This window comes from Citrobacter sp. S46_ASV_140 (assembly GCF_018919545.1).
In the GTDB taxonomy this organism is placed as follows: domain Bacteria; phylum Pseudomonadota; class Gammaproteobacteria; order Enterobacterales; family Enterobacteriaceae; genus Citrobacter; species Citrobacter braakii.
The window spans coordinates 1-16,903 of sequence record NZ_JAHLRC010000075.1 but is presented as its reverse complement, the minus strand read 5'-3'; the positions used below and the strand labels follow the sequence as shown (position 1 = coordinate 16,903).

18 protein-coding genes and 1 tRNA gene are annotated in these 16,903 nt (G+C 50.2%); 9 read left to right on the top strand and 10 right to left on the bottom strand.

Annotated features, from left to right (window positions below; all coding sequences use genetic code 11):
- The 3 genes from KQJ19_RS16940 to trmB form a co-directional block, all read right to left on the bottom strand.
- The coding region (locus tag KQJ19_RS16940) for a DUF2884 family protein (RefSeq protein ID WP_216403889.1) at positions 1-316 on the bottom strand (316 nt) is incomplete at its 3' end.
- A 49-nt stretch (positions 317-365) separates the two neighbouring features.
- Entirely contained in the window at positions 366-692 is a 327-nt protein-coding gene (locus KQJ19_RS16935; RefSeq protein WP_016154406.1) for a YggL family protein, read from the bottom strand.
- Positions 692-1,411 (bottom strand): tRNA (guanosine(46)-N7)-methyltransferase TrmB, encoded by a 720-nt coding sequence (gene trmB / locus KQJ19_RS16930; RefSeq protein WP_016154407.1) that lies wholly within the window; start codon positions 1,409-1,411, stop codon positions 692-694. The genes KQJ19_RS16935 and trmB overlap by 1 nt, the downstream gene beginning before the upstream one ends.
- Before the next feature lie 160 nt (positions 1,412-1,571).
- Between trmB and mutY the strand changes: the two genes are divergently transcribed.
- From mutY to KQJ19_RS16910, 4 genes are all read left to right on the top strand, one after another.
- Positions 1,572-2,624, top strand: coding sequence for an A/G-specific adenine glycosylase (gene mutY / locus KQJ19_RS16925; RefSeq protein WP_216403888.1), 1,053 nt, complete (start codon positions 1,572-1,574; stop codon positions 2,622-2,624).
- Positions 2,625-2,651: 27 nt separating this feature from the next.
- Positions 2,652-2,927: an oxidative damage protection protein gene (locus KQJ19_RS16920; protein WP_016154409.1), complete on the top strand. Its 276-nt coding sequence runs from the start codon at positions 2,652-2,654 to the stop codon at positions 2,925-2,927.
- Between the two features lie 94 nt (positions 2,928-3,021).
- Positions 3,022-4,107: a membrane-bound lytic murein transglycosylase MltC gene (gene mltC / locus KQJ19_RS16915; protein ID WP_016154410.1), complete on the top strand. Its 1,086-nt coding sequence runs from the start codon at positions 3,022-3,024 to the stop codon at positions 4,105-4,107.
- 210 nt (positions 4,108-4,317) lie between these two features.
- Positions 4,318-5,574: a nucleoside permease gene (locus KQJ19_RS16910; protein ID WP_016157449.1), complete on the top strand. Its 1,257-nt coding sequence runs from the start codon at positions 4,318-4,320 to the stop codon at positions 5,572-5,574.
- A 55-nt stretch (positions 5,575-5,629) separates the two neighbouring features.
- Here the strand turns inward: KQJ19_RS16910 and KQJ19_RS16905 are convergent, their stop codons facing one another.
- Entirely contained in the window at positions 5,630-7,765 is a 2,136-nt protein-coding gene (locus tag KQJ19_RS16905) for an ornithine decarboxylase (protein ID WP_216403887.1), read from the bottom strand.
- Positions 7,766-8,233: 468 nt separating this feature from the next.
- Between KQJ19_RS16905 and KQJ19_RS16900 the strand changes: the two genes are divergently transcribed.
- Positions 8,234-8,941, top strand: a complete 708-nt coding sequence (locus KQJ19_RS16900) for a DUF554 domain-containing protein (protein ID WP_046274954.1) — start codon at positions 8,234-8,236, stop codon at positions 8,939-8,941.
- A 105-nt stretch (positions 8,942-9,046) separates the two neighbouring features.
- Positions 9,047-9,122, top strand: a tRNA-Phe gene (locus tag KQJ19_RS16895).
- 183 nt (positions 9,123-9,305) lie between these two features.
- On the opposite strand, the gene KQJ19_RS16890 is transcribed toward KQJ19_RS16895, so the two are convergent.
- On the bottom strand, positions 9,306-9,893 hold the full coding sequence (locus KQJ19_RS16890; RefSeq protein WP_204566629.1) for a MarR family winged helix-turn-helix transcriptional regulator: 588 nt from the start codon (positions 9,891-9,893) through the stop codon (positions 9,306-9,308).
- 183 nt (positions 9,894-10,076) lie between these two features.
- On the opposite strand from KQJ19_RS16890, the gene KQJ19_RS16885 reads away from it, so the two are divergent.
- Genes KQJ19_RS16885 through KQJ19_RS16875 form a run of 3 tightly spaced genes read left to right on the top strand, consistent with a single transcriptional unit; the run spans position 10,077 to position 11,643 of the window.
- Positions 10,077-10,316 (top strand): thioredoxin, encoded by a 240-nt coding sequence (locus KQJ19_RS16885; RefSeq protein WP_046276182.1) that lies wholly within the window; start codon positions 10,077-10,079, stop codon positions 10,314-10,316.
- An 8-nt stretch (positions 10,317-10,324) separates the two neighbouring features.
- Positions 10,325-11,065, top strand: coding sequence for a hypothetical protein (locus KQJ19_RS16880; RefSeq protein WP_049282737.1), 741 nt, complete (start codon positions 10,325-10,327; stop codon positions 11,063-11,065).
- A 41-nt stretch (positions 11,066-11,106) separates the two neighbouring features.
- Positions 11,107-11,643: a redoxin domain-containing protein gene (locus KQJ19_RS16875; protein WP_216403886.1), complete on the top strand. Its 537-nt coding sequence runs from the start codon at positions 11,107-11,109 to the stop codon at positions 11,641-11,643.
- Between the two features lie 162 nt (positions 11,644-11,805).
- Here the strand turns inward: KQJ19_RS16875 and KQJ19_RS16870 are convergent, their stop codons facing one another.
- From KQJ19_RS16870 to tssF, 5 genes are all read right to left on the bottom strand, one after another.
- Positions 11,806-13,146, bottom strand: a complete 1,341-nt coding sequence (locus KQJ19_RS16870; RefSeq protein WP_049282735.1) for an ImpA domain-containing protein — start codon at positions 13,144-13,146, stop codon at positions 11,806-11,808.
- Position 13,147: 1 nt separating this feature from the next.
- Complete coding sequence (gene tssE / locus KQJ19_RS16865) at positions 13,148-13,591, bottom strand: type VI secretion system baseplate subunit TssE (protein ID WP_047414982.1); 444 nt, start codon at positions 13,589-13,591, stop codon at positions 13,148-13,150.
- A complete protein-coding gene (tssJ, locus tag KQJ19_RS16860; RefSeq protein ID WP_216403885.1) occupies positions 13,591-14,124 on the bottom strand; it encodes a type VI secretion system lipoprotein TssJ in 534 nt (177 codons plus the stop codon). The genes tssE and tssJ overlap by 1 nt, the downstream gene beginning before the upstream one ends.
- On the bottom strand, positions 14,099-15,187 hold the full coding sequence (gene tssG / locus KQJ19_RS16855) for a type VI secretion system baseplate subunit TssG (protein ID WP_216403884.1): 1,089 nt from the start codon (positions 15,185-15,187) through the stop codon (positions 14,099-14,101). Before tssG ends, tssJ begins: the two co-directional genes overlap by 26 nt.
- Positions 15,148-16,903: type VI secretion system baseplate subunit TssF (gene tssF, locus KQJ19_RS16850; RefSeq protein ID WP_216403883.1), on the bottom strand; the 1,756-nt coding region annotated here is incomplete at its 5' end. The genes tssG and tssF, both read right to left, overlap by 40 nt.

Sequence of the window (16,903 nt, the reverse complement as noted above, 5' to 3'; positions counted from 1 at the left end):
TGATTTTATCCAGCGCCACGCGACCTTTCTCCACGCGCGCTCTGGCACCTTCGTCAATCCACGGCAGGCTGCTACGCAACGCCGCCTGATAATCTTTAGCCTGCTCACGCTGCGCGGCGTTCAGGTTGTACTGTTTACCGTTAAAGGTGACATCACCGGCCTGGGTAATGACCAGGTTGCCGTTCTCACCCTTCACCTGTACCGTTTGTGGACTCAAAATCACATCGTCACGCGGGGTGACGCTGCACTGATAATCAGCATGTGCGGCCATCGCCGTGAACGTTAGGACTGCCGCCAGCAGCGTTTTGCGCATCATATCTTTCCCTCAATACAAATTGGGCCGGCATTTGCCGACCCTTTGCTACTTAGTCCCACCAAATATCGAAAAGTTCGCTGGTGCGCACTTCTTCGAGTTTGTGCTCTTCCAGCCACTTACGCACGATAGCCTGATGTTCTTCGGTGCATTTGCCGATTTCCTGCAGACAGATCAGACCTTCCCAGGCCAGATAGCCGCTGCCGTCAAAGGCCAGCTTGTTCGGTTCGATAACTTCATTGATAAAATCATCAACGATTTGATCGACCTGCTCTCCAGATGTACCTTCCGGGAAACGCCATGCAACCGAAAATCCTACTTCCTGGAATTCGTCGATGTGCATTTTTTTACGCAGACGACGGCTACGGTTCTTTGCCATTATTTCACCCTCTCGAACATTAAGTCCCATACGCCGTGGCCAAGACGATGACCACGTTGTTCAAATTTGGTTACCGGGCGCGATTCCGGGCGCGGTACGTAATCGTTACTCTCTGACTGGTTTTTATACCCGTCAATCGATGACATCACTTCAAGCATGTGCTCCGCATAGGCTTCCCAGTCGGTTGCCATGTGGAACACGCCGCCCAGCTTCAGCTTGCTTAAGATATGCTCAGCAAACGGTACCTGAACGATACGGCGTTTATTATGACGTGCTTTATGCCACGGGTCAGGGAAAAACAGCTGAACCATAGATAAAGAATTGTCAGGAATCATTTTATGCAGGACTTCGACGGCATCATGGCACATGACACGCAGGTTCTCGACGCCCTCCTCATGAGCTGAAGCCAGACACGCGCCAACGCCCGGTGAGTGAACCTCAATGCCGAGGAAATTTTGCTCCGGACGCGCTTTCGCCATCGCCACCAGCGAAGCCCCCATACCAAAACCAATTTCAAGCGTGACTGGCGCATCGCGACCAAACAGCGCAGCGAAATCCACAGGTTCTTCGCTGAACTCAACGCCCATCACCGGCCAGTAGTTTTCCAGCGCGTGTTCCTGCCCTTTCGTCAGTCGCCCCTGGCGACGAACAAAACTACGAATCCGGCGCAGCGGGCGGCCGTTTTCATCAAATTCCGGTGAAATGACGTCGTTCTTCATAAAAGTTTAGTCTGCTGTGTTTGAGTTCTGAAAACGGGCATTATCCAAAGTTAGTTGCCGGATGCAAGTAAAGGAAGAAAGTGAGCAGCGGAAAGTTCCGGTTTACACCCCGTTGCCGCTGTGCTGCAATCTTGCCCCCGGCAATAATGAAACGGTAATCATGCAAGCGTCTCAATTCTCGGCTCAGGTTTTGAGCTGGTACGACAAATACGGGCGGAAAACGCTGCCCTGGCAAATTGATAAGACGCCTTACAAAGTATGGCTCTCTGAGGTGATGCTGCAACAAACTCAGGTTGCGACCGTTATCCCCTACTTTGAGCGCTTTATGGCGCGCTTCCCAACGGTAACGGATTTAGCCCATGCGCCGCTGGATGAAGTCCTGCATTTATGGACCGGGCTGGGCTATTACGCCCGAGCGCGTAATCTGCATAAAGCCGCACAACAGATTGTGACGCTGCACGGCGGCTCATTCCCGCAAACCTTTGATGAAGTGGCCGCCCTGCCAGGCGTCGGACGTTCAACTGCAGGCGCGATCCTTTCGCTCTCCCTGGGTCAGCATTTTCCGATTCTTGACGGTAACGTCAAACGAGTGCTGGCTCGCTGTTATGCTGTAAGCGGCTGGCCGGGTAAAAAAGAGGTCGAAAAGAAACTGTGGGAGTTGAGCGAGCAGGTTACGCCAGCCCATGGGGTTGAGCGGTTTAATCAGGCGATGATGGATTTAGGCGCCATGGTCTGTACGCGCTCAAAACCCAAATGTTCCCTGTGTCCGTTGGAAAATGGCTGTGTGGCGAGCGCCAATGCAAGCTGGGCGCTGTACCCGGGTAAAAAGCCCAAACAGACATTACCAGAACGGACGGGCTATTTTTTACTGATGCAGCATGAAAACGAGGTGTTGCTCACGCAGCGACCACCCAGCGGCTTATGGGGTGGCTTATACTGTTTTCCGCAGTTTGATGATGAGGATGGGCTACGCGACTGGCTGGCGCAACGGCAAATTAACGCAGATAATCTGACCCAACTTAATGCGTTTCGCCATACCTTTAGCCATTTCCACTTAGATATTGTGCCTATGTGGCTTCCCGTGTCCTCATTCACCTCATGCATGGATGAAGGCAACGCGCTCTGGTATAACTTAGCGCAACCGCCGTCGGTCGGACTGGCGGCCCCCGTGGAGCGTTTGTTACAGCAATTACGTGCCGGCACACAGGTTTAACGTACCGGTCGATAAAGAGGATTTTTTATGAGCAGAACGATTTTTTGCACTTTCCTGCAACGCGAAGCAGAAGGACAGGATTTTCAGCTGTACCCGGGCGATCTGGGAAAACGCATCTATAACGAGATTTCTAAAGAAGCATGGGCGCAATGGCAGCATAAACAAACCATGCTGATTAACGAGAAGAAACTCAATATGATGAACGTTGAACACCGTAAGTTACTGGAACAGGAGATGATTAACTTCCTGTTTGAAGGTAAGGATGTGCATATTGAAGGCTATACGCCTGAAGAAAAAAAATAAGCATCGCTTGCTGGCAATCTCGTAGGCCGGATAGGGTGCTTGCACTGCCATCCGGCAAAACGATACAACAACAAACACAACACGCACTCCCGGAATGATGAAAAAATTTCTCGCGCTTGCCGTTATCGCGCCGTTGCTCATCTCCTGTTCCAGTTCGACCAAAAAAGGCGATTCCTATAACGAAGCCTGGGTCAAGGATACCAACGGTTTTGATATTCTGATGGGGCAATTTGCCCATAACATTGAGAATCTGTGGGGATTTAAGGAAGTGCTGATTGCGGGTCCGAAGGACTACGTAAAGTATACCGATCAGTATCAAACCCGCAGCCATATCAATTTTGATGACGGTACGATAACCGTCGAGACCATTGCCGGGACAGATCCCGCCGGACATCTGCGTCTAGCGATTATCAAGACGTTGCTGATGGGCGATGATCCGGGTTCTATCGACCTCTATTCCGATGTCGACGACATTAAGATTTCCAAAGAGCCGTTCCTGTACGGGCAGGTAGTCGATAATACCGGCCAGCCTATTCGTTGGGAGGGACGTGCAACCAACTTTGCCAACTACCTGCTACAAACGCGACTGAAAAAGCGCAGCAATGGCTTGCGTATCATCTATAGCGTGACGATCAATCTGGTCCCAAATCACCTTGATAAGCGCGCGCATAAATACGTCGGCATGGTACGTCAGGCTTCACGTAAGTATGGCGTCGACGAGTCGCTGATTCTGGCCATCATGCAAACCGAATCCTCGTTTAACCCGTATGCGGTCAGCCATGCCGATGCGCTGGGACTCATGCAGGTGGTACAACACAGCGCCGGAAAAGATGTGTTCCGTTCCCAGGGGCGCTCAGGCACGCCAAGCCGTAGCTTCTTGTTTGACCCGGCCAGCAACATTGATACCGGTACTGCCTATCTGGCAATGCTGAATAATGTCTATTTGGGCGGCATTGATAATCCGACCTCGCGTCGCTATGCGGTGATCACCGCGTATAACGGCGGTGCGGGCAGCGTGCTGCGCGTGTTCTCGAACGATAAAATTCAGGCCGCAAACATCATTAACAGCATGTCCCCTGGGGACGTTTATCAAACGCTGACCACCCGACACCCATCTGCTGAATCACGCCGATATCTTTACAAGGTCAATTCCGCACAAAAATCATATCGTCGCCGCTAATGTATCCCTCTCTTGCCCCCTAAAACGGGGGCATGAAGAGGGAAAAACGTTAACTCCATCACTCTTTTGCTTTGCAATCCGAAATTGTTTGCAAATATTTGTCACAGGTAACAAAAAAAGAGTGCCTCTCGTTGATAGAATCACATCATATAGCCACGGCAAATGTGCCTTTTAAAACATTCATCCGCATTACGGTGTGAGGAAATTAACATGAATCTTAAGCTGCAGCTGAAAGTTCTCTCGTTTCTGCAGTTCTGCTTATGGGGTAGTTGGCTCACTACCCTCGGCTCCTATATGTTTGTCACCCTTAAATTTGATGGTGCATCCATTGGCGCGGTGTACAGCTCGCTGGGGATCGCCGCCGTGTTTATGCCTACGCTGTTAGGGATCGTGGCTGACAAATGGATCAGTGCAAAATGGGTGTACACCATTTGTCACCTGGTCGGCGCAGCAACGCTGTTCGCCGCAGCCGAAGTCACCACGCCAGGTGCCATGTTCTTTGTGATCTTGCTTAACTCCCTGGCCTATATGCCAACGTTGGGGTTAATCAACACCATCTCTTACTATCGCCTGCAATCAGCCGGGATGGATATTGTTACAGACTTCCCGCCAATCCGTATCTGGGGCACCATCGGCTTTATTCTGGCGATGTGGGCGGTAAGCTTCTCCGGCTTTGAACTGAGCCATATGCAGCTGTATATCGGCGCGACGCTGTCCGTCGTATTGGCGCTGTTTACCCTGACGCTGCCGCATATCCCGGTCGCCAATCAGCAGAAAAACCAGAGCTGGTCTTCCATGCTGGGCCTGGATGCCTTCGCGTTGTTTAAAAACAAGCGGATGGCGATTTTCTTCATCTTCTCTATGATGCTGGGCGCAGAGCTGCAAATTACCAATATGTTCGGTAATACCTTCCTGCACAGCTTCGATAACAATCCGCTGTTCTCCGGCAGCTTCATCGTTGAACACGCGTCAGTGATGATGTCGATTTCGCAGATCTCCGAGACGCTGTTTATCCTGACCATCCCGTTCTTCTTAAGCCGTTACGGTATTAAGAACGTGATGCTTATCAGTATCGTAGCGTGGATGCTGCGCTTCGGCCTGTTTGCCTACGGCGATCCAACACCGTTTGGTACCGTGCTGCTGGTTCTGTCGATGATTGTTTACGGCTGCGCCTTCGACTTCTTCAACATCTCTGGCTCCGTGTTTGTAGAGAAAGAAGTTCGCCCTGAAATCCGCGCCAGCGCACAAGGCATGTTCCTGATGATGACCAACGGCTTCGGTTGTATTCTGGGCGGTCTGGTGAGCGGTAAAGTAGTTGAACACTATACGCTGAACGGTATTACCGATTGGCAGACCGTGTGGCTGATCTTCGCAGGTTACTCGCTGGTTCTGGCTTTTGCCTTCGTTGCGCTGTTTAAATACAAACACGTACGCGTTCCGGCAGGCGCCCAGACTATCGCGCACTAATCTTTATTGATTAAATAGGGTCACCTGATGGTGGCCCTATTTGGTCAGATGACGCTTACTTCAGAACATATCCATACAGACGTTTAATACCGTCTGCATCCGTTTCACTGTAAACCCCTTGCAGCTCCGGCGAGAAGCCCGGCAGCAGGTTTATGCCCTCTTCCAATGCCAGGAAGTAACGTTGCACCGCCCCGCCCCATACTTCGCCCGGTACCACGCACAGTACGCCCGGAGGATAAGGCAGCGCGCCTTCTGCCGCAATGCGACCTGCGGCATCACAAATACGCACCAGTTCAACATCACCGCGGATAAAGGCGCTGTTAGCATCCTGTGGGTTCATCGCCACGGCAGGCAAACTCTCCTGACGGAACATCGCTTTTTGCAGATCTTTCACATCAAAGCTGACGTACAGTGAGTGCATCTCCTGACACAGTTCACGCAGCGTGTAATCCCGGTAACGTACCGGATACTTGTTGAAGACGGTGGGCAGCACGTTTGCCAGCGGCGTATCGTCCTCAATATGCTGTTCAAACTGCGCCAGCATCACGACCAGTTGCGCCAGTTTCTCAGCGCTTTCTGCCGGGGTCAGCAGGAACAGAATCGAGTTAAGGTCGCATTTCTCCGGCACGATACCGTTTTCACGCAGATAATGCGCCAAAATCGTCGCCGGAATGCCAAACTCAGTATATTGCCCGGTTTGCGCATCAATGCCCGGAGTGGTTAACAGCAGTTTGCAGGGATCGACAAAATACTGGTCGCGTGCATATCCAGAAAAACCATGCCATTTAGCACCAGGTTCAAAGCTAAAGAAGCGACGCTCGCTGGCAATCACCTGTGTCGGATAGCTTTCCCACGGTTTGCCATCCACTACCGGAGGAATAAACGGTTGAAGCAGCTTACAGCGGGTAATAATCGCTTTGCGGGCCTCGATCCCCAGCGTCACACATTCCGCCCATAGCCGACGGCCGCTCTCGCCTTCATGGATTTTGGCGTTAACGTCCAGCGCCGCAAACAACGGGTAAAACGGGCTGGTGGAAGCATGCAGCATAAACGCATTGTTCAGACGCTTATGCGGGCAGAAGCGCGCCTGGCCGCGAATATGGTTATCCTTTTTATGGATCTGCGAGGTTTGCGAGAATCCGGCCTGCTGTTTGTGTACCGACTGAGTGACAAAAATCCCCGGATCGTTAGCATTGAGCTCCAGCAGCAGCGGCGACCCATCGGCCATCATCGGGATAAATTGCTCGTAACCGACCCATGCGGAATCAAACAGAATGTAATCGCACAGGTGACCGATCTTGTCGATCACCTGTCGGGCGTTGTAGATCGTACCGTCATAGGTACCCAACTGAATGATCGCCAGACGGAACGGGCGCGGTTGATCAGCCTTTTGCGGCGCAACTTCTCGAAGTTGCTGGCGCAGATACTCCTCATCAAAGCAGTGCTCATCAATGCCGCCAATAAAGCCAAACGGATTACGCGCCGCTTCCAGATAAACCGGCGTAGCACCCGCCTGGATCAGCGCCCCGTGGTGGTTCGATTTATGATTGTTGCGGTCAAACAGCACCAGATCGCCGCGCGTCAGCAGCGCATTGGTGACCACTTTATTGGCCGCAGAGGTCCCATTCAGCACAAAGTAGGTTTTATCCGCGTGGAAAACTTTCGCAGCAAATTTCTGCGCATGTTTCGCTGATCCTTCATGAATCAACAGATCGCCAAGCTTAACGTCAGCGTTGCACATATCCGCGCGAAACAGATTCTCACCAAAGAACTCATAGAAATGTCGGCCCGCAGGATGCTTCTTAAAAAACTCACCGTGTTGGTGTCCCGGGCAGGCAAACGTGCTGTTCCCCATTTCGACATACTGGGTAAGCGTGTCATAGAACGGCGGCAGCAGCTCTTCCTCATACTGACAGGCAGCAGATTCCAGCTCCAGCCAGTCCTGGGCCTGACCGCGAATTACCGCATTAACGCCCGCAGGCACATTAACATCAGACTCTGCGAACAGAAACACAGGTAGATGAAAACCGGTGCGTTTCAGCAAAGCCAGGATCCCACTGCGGCTGTCCGCAACGGTAATGACGACTGCCGCAACGTCAGTAAAATCGGTACTGTCCAGCGACACCACCTGACGATGGCTGGACAGACGAGAAACCAGTTCACTACTGGCGGCAATTTTCATTGATTTCATAAGCGCAATAACCCGTTTCGGGAAAATCAAAAGTCCCGGACAACGCCGCATGGCTTTGCCCACGAAATGACAGGTCAAACTGGTTACCAGCCCCGACCGCCAGACATCAGTAAAAGCAGATAGCCTCTGATTTTACTGTTATCCTGCAGTGAGCGTGCGCTGCCCTCACCGCATGGTGGGAGCGTAAAGATAAGTCGCGGGAAGGGGCAAACGTCGCGCAAAAAGGCGATGTTGAAGGCGATGTAGGGGGAGTAATATCATCCCAGGCAGCCCCATTCAGACAGGAGAAAATTCGCGCAATCATGGCACCTTTCACTTACAGGCGCAAGATAAAATCCTGTGCGAAAACCTTACAGATAAGCAAGCATTTCGTCTGAAAGTTGCGGCATAATAATGCAATCTGAAACATAATTTCACCCAGCTAATTGCCTTTAGTATCAAGACGATGATGGGTATGCAGGAGCAAATGTGGTAATCGGACCCTTTATTAATGCCAGCGCCATTTTATTTGGTGGCATTCTCGGCGCGCTGCTCAGCCAGCATATACCAGAACGCATTCGGGTCTCCATGACCTCTATTTTCGGGCTGGCCTCGTTAGGGATTGGTATCTTGCTGGTTATCAAATGCGCCAATCTACCGGTGATGGTTCTGGCAACGCTCGTCGGCGCGTTAATTGGCGAGTTTTGTCATCTCGAAAAAGGGATCAATGCCGCGGTAGCCAAAGCGCAGCAGGTTTTCACCCGCTCGGACGCCAACGTTACGCACGAATCCTTTATTCAAAGCTATGTGGCTATCATCGTGCTGTTTTGCGCCAGCGGTACCGGGATCTTCGGTGCGATACATGAAGGGATGACCGGCGACCCGAATATTTTAATCGCCAAGTCATTTTTGGATTTCTTCACGGCCATCATTTTTGCCTGCTCATTAGGAATCGCGGTATCCGCCATTTGCATGCCGATGCTGGCAATCCAGTTAACGCTTGCCACCTGTGCAGCACTGATTTTACCCCTGACGACGCCAGCTATGATGGCCGATTTCAGCGCCGTAGGCGGTCTATTGCTGCTGGCAACCGGTTTGCGTATTTGCGGCATCAAGATGTTTGCGGTTGTGAATATGCTTCCTGCCCTGCTGCTGGCAATGCCGCTTTCCGCCGCCTGGACGGCATTTTTTGGCTGAGAATGCGTGCATTAGCAGCAATGTGGTGATAGATTGTGCAGTCTGCATTGATTTGAAGAAATTTCGTTGACGAAGCGAAGCGAATCGGGTTTAATGCGCCTCGTTGCCCGGATAGCTCAGTCGGTAGAGCAGGGGATTGAAAATCCCCGTGTCCTTGGTTCGATTCCGAGTCCGGGCACCACTTATTCAGAGCTTGTTCGTTAAGAGATAAAATCCTTAACGGGTAAGACAGCAGTCCCCATACGGCATGATGATGGTACTCGTGTTACCACATCAGTTGAAAACGGGACTTAAATCCAGAGAATGCGCATACCATTTTCTGGATTTTTTTATGTCCGCACTTTACCCGTTCAAAAGCCAGTATCTAGCCCTTTCTCTCGTTCTGATCGCTAACGCTGCAACTATTTTCCGGTTCCTCAAATTCACGACAAATTAATGTGATGCTTTCCATGGGAATTGGCTCTTCTGTTAGACCACACCAGGGATGCCCATTTATCGACTGATGAAACCGGCAAAAACGGCACTCACCGAACATTCTGGCCCCCTGATTTTTCTGCATACTCCGAAGATGGGCCAGAAAAACTGTTTTCAGTTGTTCCTCAGAAAAAGCTAATGAATCCCAAGGCTCCTGCAGTGTCTCCTGCATGATGGTATGCATCACTTCACTCGCTTTGGATGTCAGAACCAGATGGACAACCCGTTTATCCTTACCGTCATTTTCTCTTCTAATCCAACCTTCACGCTCTAGTTTATTCAGGGACTGCGATACCGTGCCTTTAGTCAGCCCGAGGTATTCCGTGGTTGCAGCGGGCGTATTGGAATAACCATTGCATCGCGTTAAATAGAAAAGAATCTGAACCCATGTTGTGGGGAGTCCTTTCAGTTGCGGATGGCGATAAAAGCTGCCCATTTGCAGGCTCACCAGGCGTTCAAGAATATCAAAGAGTGTCACAGTAACCTGCCTCTGCTTGCCGGGATACGTGCTGGATAAGCAAACGTCCAGACTTTCTAACGATGGGGATTTACTGTCATCAATAGTATCGATTCAAAACCATATTGACAATATTTTCAGTGTGTGTGTAATATTTAATGGTATCGATTCGATACCATTAAATATTACACAAGGAAAGTCATCATGAGTAAAAAAGCCGTTTTCTTTCATGCAGGTTGCCCGGTATGCGTAGATGCAGAACACCAAATCGCACTGGCACTCGATCCCGCTCAATACACGGTAGAAATCGTTCATCTCGGAAATGATAAAACCCGACTGAATGAGGCCATCGAAGCTGGTGTGCAATCTGTTCCAGCCCTGGTACTGGATGGCGGTATCCCGCTTCACATCAACTTTGGTGCGTTTATTAAAGATCTGCTTTAAGGATAAAAATGAAACGTATTGCGATTGTATTAGCAATGGCTGTCGCCACCTCTGCCGGTGCACATGGCAATGAGCCTCATCAGGGCGGTATTAAAACCAGCGCCGACAAGGCTGTATTGGCTGAGTTTGATATTGTGCACACTAAAGTCACTACCGAAGGGAATGTTGCCACCTTCCATATGGCAGTTTCCGGCAAGGCAGGTAAAAGTAAGCCTGCAGTAACAGGTAAGCTGGCGGGAACGGAAATTTTCTCTTATGTCTGGCCGACAACGATCGATCCGTATGAAGTGGGATTTGAACATAAGGCCGGTATCCTGGCACTGGCGGTAACATCCCATCCTGATCTGGATGATACGCCGCTGTATGATGAAAATGGCGATGGTAACCGCAACAATGATGGCGATCTGTGGCATACCCACTGGGTGGTGCTGAAGCCTAACGAGGTCTGCGGGCCTGACGCACTGGCCGTAGTTGATATTCCTGAGGGACAAAAACCTAGGCTGCCTAAAACCTGGCCTGGCTTGCCGGTACTGTTGGACAGTCCGGGCTGGAATCCTACGCTGACAGGTGAAACTGTAGAAGTGAAAGTTCCGTTCGATAATATTGGCGTGGTCACTGCCAGCCAGTTTGATGGCGTAACTGCCGGGCTACGAGTTAATGCGTCCGTTCATGCGCCGCTACTTTGCGTCGAGGATGTATTTAAAGTGGCCTCTGGCAAGCTGACGCTGCCGGGGAAAGTAAACCAGTAACGGAAATTAACCCGCACCACAGTGCGGGTTCTGGAGTTAACATGAATATCATTCGTCATCCGCGAGCACCAGCATTGACAATTGAACGCTGGTTTAATACGTCACAGCCGATAACCCTGGAATCATTACGCGGCAAGGTCGTGGTAATGGAATCATTTCAGATGCTGTGTCCCGGCTGTGTTTCCCATGGACTGCCGCAGGTTTCACGTGTGTACACCACTTTTCCACAAGATAAGGTTGCCGTTATTGGCCTACATACGGTTTTTGAACATCATGAGGTAATGACTGCACAGGCACTAGAAACCTTTCTATCAGAATACCGCATCCCTTTTCCCGTCGGGGTGGATATGCCGTCTCCTGACAATGATGTCCCCCAGACCATGCTGTCCTACGCTATGCGCGGTACACCTACGTTGACGTTAATTGATCAGCAGGGATACCTACGCCAGCAATATTTTGGTCAGGTAGACGACCTCGCGCTGGGAGCAGAAATCGGGGCGTTATTGAATGAGTCGTTGTCTGTTTCCGAGGACGCGTCTATGGCATCAGGGTGCAGTGATGGGCAGTGTGCACTATAGAGGTCCCGATAGAGATCCTGGCGTTAACCTTTTAGGGCACTCAGTGATAATCCCTGATGAATATTATTATTAATTTTTCATGATTTTATAGCGAAGATCATCAACAAATTTTATATAACCAACTGAATCAGTTGATGATCTTTGGCTGGCTTATTTCCTGTGCTACCGCCCTCGAATGGCATTTTGTTTCAGCAGCGTATAACGATTAAGAAGCTGGTTAAGTCGTATATCGAGCTGCTGATACAAAGCGGGTGATACACTCCCCTGTTTTTTTAATTCCTCATCGATTTGACGCAACAATTCTTCTGTCGGCGGCGTTTGGTCAAGCTGGCGGCGGATAGTGAAAATGGCTGATTTCAACTCCGACCCCGTCAGATATTTACCCTTGCGTTCATCAAGCGCATTTAGCTGGGCGGTTAACGCTTCCAGCCCCTGCTGGGCATGATGCCAGTTTTGCAGAGCACTTTCCGGCAACGCTTCCGTAGTTAACTGTTTCTGTAATCTGCTCGCGATTACTGTCGTCTGCGATTCTTCCGGCCACAGAGTGACTAACTGCTGCGCTAATGATGCAGCGTATTCCCGCGACCACAAAGGTGACAAGCGATGTAAAACGTCCAATTGCCCTTGCGTTGCAGCAATTATATCTTGCTTCTTCCCCTGCAAATCTGAGGACTGCTTCAATGTGGACAATTGTTCAGGCGTCGGCACCTGTGGCAATGGCTTAACCAGTTCATATCCGTCGGCTCGCATAGGGTTGAGACCAAGAAAAGCGCCTGTACTCACCACTGCTGTAACCATGACACCGATAGCAAACCCCAGCCATATCCTTCGGGTTCCATGATTGATTTTGGTCGCTAAAACCGCTGCGCTCGATTGCCCGGACGACGCTGGCTCATTAACCACAAAGACCAGTTGTGGCAAAGACGTCACAACGTTATTTGTTGCATCTGAAGCCGGTATCATCACAATGGCCGATCCCGAATCGGGTTCGGATTTCTCCAGACGCAAAGCTGCATTGTGCATCCAGGTCACGACAGCCTCCAGTTTACTAAGCGCTTTCAACTCAAGCCGTTGCAGCACTTCGCAGGCATGTTTTAAACTCTGTTCAACCCGATACACCATGGATAAATCAGTATATGACAGCGTTAGCGTACGCAATTCTTGCTGTAAACGGGCTGAGAGCCATGCCAACATCTCAACGCGGGCATGAGTTTGCTGTGGCCATATTGCATTCCAGTGGTGCGTCAGTAAGGCCTCCAGGAGTTCCGCGCATTCGGCAAGTCCCACCAGTCCCGCATTACGTATTCTGGCGACGGTGTACCAGGACAGTGTTTGCAGTTCGACGCCGTTATGACGAAACAATGCCAGGCTTAACTGTTCAACTTTTTGCCAGTCAACGTCCGGGCGCGCGGGGTGAGTCAGCTTGCTGATTTCATCGCGTAACAACCCGAACTCCGTGAAAGCACGCGGGTCACCACCGGTGCTGATGCGATACTTATCCATGTCAGTACACTCCAGTCTCAAGCCAACCCTGCCTCTTAAGGTGACGGATAAGAACCCGCCCCTCAGGGGTAAAATCAGTACCATAGCGAACAATGCCAAGGTCTTGCAGTTCAGCATCAATGGAATAACGCAAATGCCCCGGCGTTTCCTGCTCCTGCATCGTTACCTGAATACCTTTTAGCCGCGGTTCATACTTCAACAAAACCTGAGAAAGCGTGCTGATAAGCTGATGTGCCGTACCTGGCATTCCCTGGAGGATTTTGGTCATATCCGGCAGACCGTAATCGGGTAAATGTTTGAGGCTACCGGCACGAGTATTCAAAATGCGCTGCATATTATCCAGGACGGATAAGATGACCTGCGTGTTTTCACTGACCGAGTGCAAAGGGAAACCACCGGAAAAATTACCCAGTAAGATGTCATAAAGAGACGGCTGCTTGACCATTACTCATCCTCCTGCGCCAGGAGTGCCAGAGTCCGGGTATTTAATTCAAGCACACGCGCCTTATCAGGATCGAGATCTTCACGGCGTAATACCACGCGCCATGAATCTTCAGATTGATCGGGAGAAATAAACATCCCTGCCACGGCAACATATTGCGCTTCCTTTTCGAGTGGAAAATCGACAGTAACGCTTTCACCAGGACGTATCAAAACATCTTTCTGGGCCAGTAAATCTGTTTTCACCACCGTGCTATCTTGCACAAATAAAGACTGATAATTAGCCGAGTCAAACGCTTTACGATCTTTGAGTTGGTAAATACGCACAACCGTAGAAAGCGCTATGCCCTGCGCATTTTTATTAGCGCCTTCTCTGGCGGAAAGATCCAAATGCAGCGTTTTAATTTCCTTATAAAAAATAGACTTCGTTAATGACACCGTGCCTTCAGATACTTTTTGTGTCAGACCACACCCAGTGACCACACTGGTCATTCCGGTTATTACGGCAAAATTAATAGCGATAATCGCCAGTCTCATCGGCTTCCCTCCGCTGATCATGTTGACTAAGGCTCTGCCAAAGCCCAAGTTTAATTGTTATAAATTGATTCTTAGCTTCCGGGTTATCCAGACGCAAAACGGCCGTGCGGCCAAGCTGTACTGCCCGTTCACATTTGTTACTGGTAAGTTGAGCATCCGGAAGCGCCGAGCGAGGAATGCGTAATTGCAGCCTTGCATTGACTCTGGCGCCTAAATACACGTGCATCAGCGCGAGAAAATCATGATAAAGCTGGCCGCCCGGTAACCAGTCGCGAACCTCATCGGGAACATCCGTTGTAAGAGTAATAAGCACCTGGCTGTTAATATCTACGGCGCTATGTCCCATCACCGGGCGAGAATGGAGGCTAACGGGTTGCCGCGTACTCATTTTTAACGGCTTATCCTGCAGGATTAAGCGCTTATCATGAGGAGTCACGGTGATATTTGTTGTTGGTGATAATAAAGATACCAGCGCGGATATACCTTCCGCCGTACGCGTTGGCATTCTCATGATTCCCAACAGCGCCAAAAAACGCGATAACGGAGCCTCGGTTTGCGTGGCGCATCCCCGAATGCCCAACCCGGTCAAACCCAGTAAATATTGTGATGTTTCATCTGTAGCGCCTGGGCGGAAGGTGGCCGGATAGCTGTATTTACGCCAGATTCGATAAAACTGCGTAATTAAGCGATGGTTAAAAATATCCAGAAACTCAGCAGCAACGTCCGAACCTTCCTGACGCTGGGCAATATCATCCTGATAGGTTGTCGGCAGCGGCGATTCCACGCCATACAATCCCATAAAAGTGACACGAACCGTTGGTGGAAGTATGGGTTGTAGCGGATCATATTCTGCATTTTTTAGCTCCCCCGCCGGGAACCCCATCCCGGGATGAGGACGAAAACGAATGGTATCGAAGCGCGGACTTTGTTGGCTTCCAGGACTTGGCGCTTGTGGATTCCACTGTTCCAACAACTGGCAGAAACGATAAAAATTAGTACGGGGTAGGTTTTCACCAAGGCTATTTAGCAGCCGGGTAGCCGCTGATTGTGATTCTCTTTCCATCGCAAGCTTTTCCCTGCCGGCTGTATGATTAAAGTAAGCTGATTAAATAAATGAATATCCGCATACAACGCAAAAAAGCGGTTAAGCATTTCACCAAACAGATGAATATCGCCCTCACCGGTAAATCCGTTCTCATCAAGCGTTATTTCGATATCCACCCCACGGAGTAAAAATCCTTTTTCAAAGCGCTGTATTTCATGTTGCTGAACATCCATGATCGCATCCAGACGACGATAATTAAGCTCATCGTCCTGCCAGTTATAGAGGGACAACGTTCCTTTGAGCACTTCTGCGCTGGCCATCATATTCAGAAAGCTGGATCCCAGGTGGCTCAACACTCGCCAGTGAAAACGATCCTCTGCGGGAGGATAAGCAGGTAGTGTCGGCTTACACAGATTGCGCACGGCAATCTGCGTCTGGAGGATCTGCTCGCAGCGATTGAGCAATGAACTCTGCAAAGCTCGCCTGGGTAGTTGACCGTTTGTTCCGGTCACTTTTAATGACAAGGTTTCCTGCTCAGCAAGACGATCCCGCTCCCAGGCATCTCCTCCAAGGATCAACCATGTATCATATAATCCGGATACGCCGCGTCTGACGCGAGTATGGTAATAACGCTCTGGCGCGTTACGGCGCATCATGCCTCCCTTATGGCGAAAACTGGTGAAAGGAGCATAGACGGCGTTATGCGTTCGCTGTGAACCAGAAACCGCATCGACTGCATAAATTTCCGTATGTCCATCCTGCAACCTGCGCGGACGCAGCAAATATTCGCTTTCTAGTCCATTAACCACCAGTGGATCAGCCTCCATAGTGAAGAGATTAATCACCGGAACGCAATGAAGACGAATATTTTCACTCCCCAGAGGAAGCTCAAAATTCCACTGTTGAGTCAGTACCACCTCTATTTCAAAGCAATCTATACCAGCAGGAAACATTATCTTTTCCAGACCGTTAAGATGGACAAACATAAATTTTTCGCGGAACGTAAAATACTCAAGCAATAATTGCCAGCCGCCAAACGCCGTATCGCCTTTTGGCCATAAACTGTCTTCACTGGCAAATCCGCCAGGTGAAAAGTAACCATCCAGTCGAATACGCTCTACGCTTTTGGGGAGCCTCAGATAAAGAGAGGCCAGACGCTTTGTCAAAGCAAGGTGCAGCGCATGGGTCACCGGTGCATCACCACTCAGGTAAAAACTGAGGCGCGTCAGATCAGTTTGCGACCAGTCTATCTGTGGATTGCACTTTATTCGCATACGGATGACCGAGCGTCCGTCAGGTTCCGCATCGATATTCACCGCCGTGACAGACAGCGGATTGAGCGTGACGGGCTGTGTAGTACGATACTGACATACCGTTTTTTTAGGACCGACGGGCTGTGACAATACGCCAAACCGCGCGTTAATCCTCTCGCTCATTTTCAGCACATCAATATCAGGTAAAAGCTCGACAATACTTAAGGAAGGGATGGTACGTAAATAATGAGGCCACAGCAGACTCATCAAACCTTCGGTTAATTCAGGAAGATGATCGTCAATTTTGGCCCGCAATCGCCCCATCGAAAATGCAAAACCTTCAAATAATCGCTCCACATAGGGATCGGGAATACCGGCTTTATCCAGATCCAGCATGGCTGCACGATCCGGATGCGCCTGCGCAAACTCTTTTGCCGCTTCCCTTAAATAACGCATTTCCGCGTCATAATAACGCAGAGTT

Excerpts from the sequence above, each read along its gene's own strand:
- mltC (WP_016154410.1), top strand. The coding sequence starts at position 3,022 with ATGATGAAAAAATTTCTCGCGCTTGCCGTTATCGCGCCGTTGCTCATC.
- KQJ19_RS16875 (WP_216403886.1), top strand. The coding sequence starts at position 11,107 with ATGAATATCATTCGTCATCCGCGAGCACCAGCATTGACAATTGAACGC.
- KQJ19_RS16935 (WP_016154406.1), bottom strand. The coding sequence starts at position 692 with ATGGCAAAGAACCGTAGCCGTCGTCTGCGTAAAAAAATGCACATCGAC.
- tssG (WP_216403884.1), bottom strand. The coding sequence starts at position 15,187 with ATGGAAAGAGAATCACAATCAGCGGCTACCCGGCTGCTAAATAGCCTT.
- mutY (WP_216403888.1), top strand. The coding sequence starts at position 1,572 with ATGCAAGCGTCTCAATTCTCGGCTCAGGTTTTGAGCTGGTACGACAAA.
- KQJ19_RS16880 (WP_049282737.1), top strand. The coding sequence starts at position 10,325 with ATGAAACGTATTGCGATTGTATTAGCAATGGCTGTCGCCACCTCTGCC.
- KQJ19_RS16870 (WP_049282735.1), bottom strand. The coding sequence starts at position 13,146 with ATGGATAAGTATCGCATCAGCACCGGTGGTGACCCGCGTGCTTTCACG.
- KQJ19_RS16885 (WP_046276182.1), top strand. The coding sequence starts at position 10,077 with ATGAGTAAAAAAGCCGTTTTCTTTCATGCAGGTTGCCCGGTATGCGTA.
- trmB (WP_016154407.1), bottom strand. The coding sequence starts at position 1,411 with ATGAAGAACGACGTCATTTCACCGGAATTTGATGAAAACGGCCGCCCG.
- tssE (WP_047414982.1), bottom strand. The coding sequence starts at position 13,591 with ATGGTCAAGCAGCCGTCTCTTTATGACATCTTACTGGGTAATTTTTCC.
- KQJ19_RS16910 (WP_016157449.1), top strand. The coding sequence starts at position 4,318 with ATGAATCTTAAGCTGCAGCTGAAAGTTCTCTCGTTTCTGCAGTTCTGC.
- KQJ19_RS16920 (WP_016154409.1), top strand. The coding sequence starts at position 2,652 with ATGAGCAGAACGATTTTTTGCACTTTCCTGCAACGCGAAGCAGAAGGA.
- KQJ19_RS16905 (WP_216403887.1), bottom strand. The coding sequence starts at position 7,765 with ATGAAATCAATGAAAATTGCCGCCAGTAGTGAACTGGTTTCTCGTCTG.
- tssJ (WP_216403885.1), bottom strand. The coding sequence starts at position 14,124 with ATGAGACTGGCGATTATCGCTATTAATTTTGCCGTAATAACCGGAATG.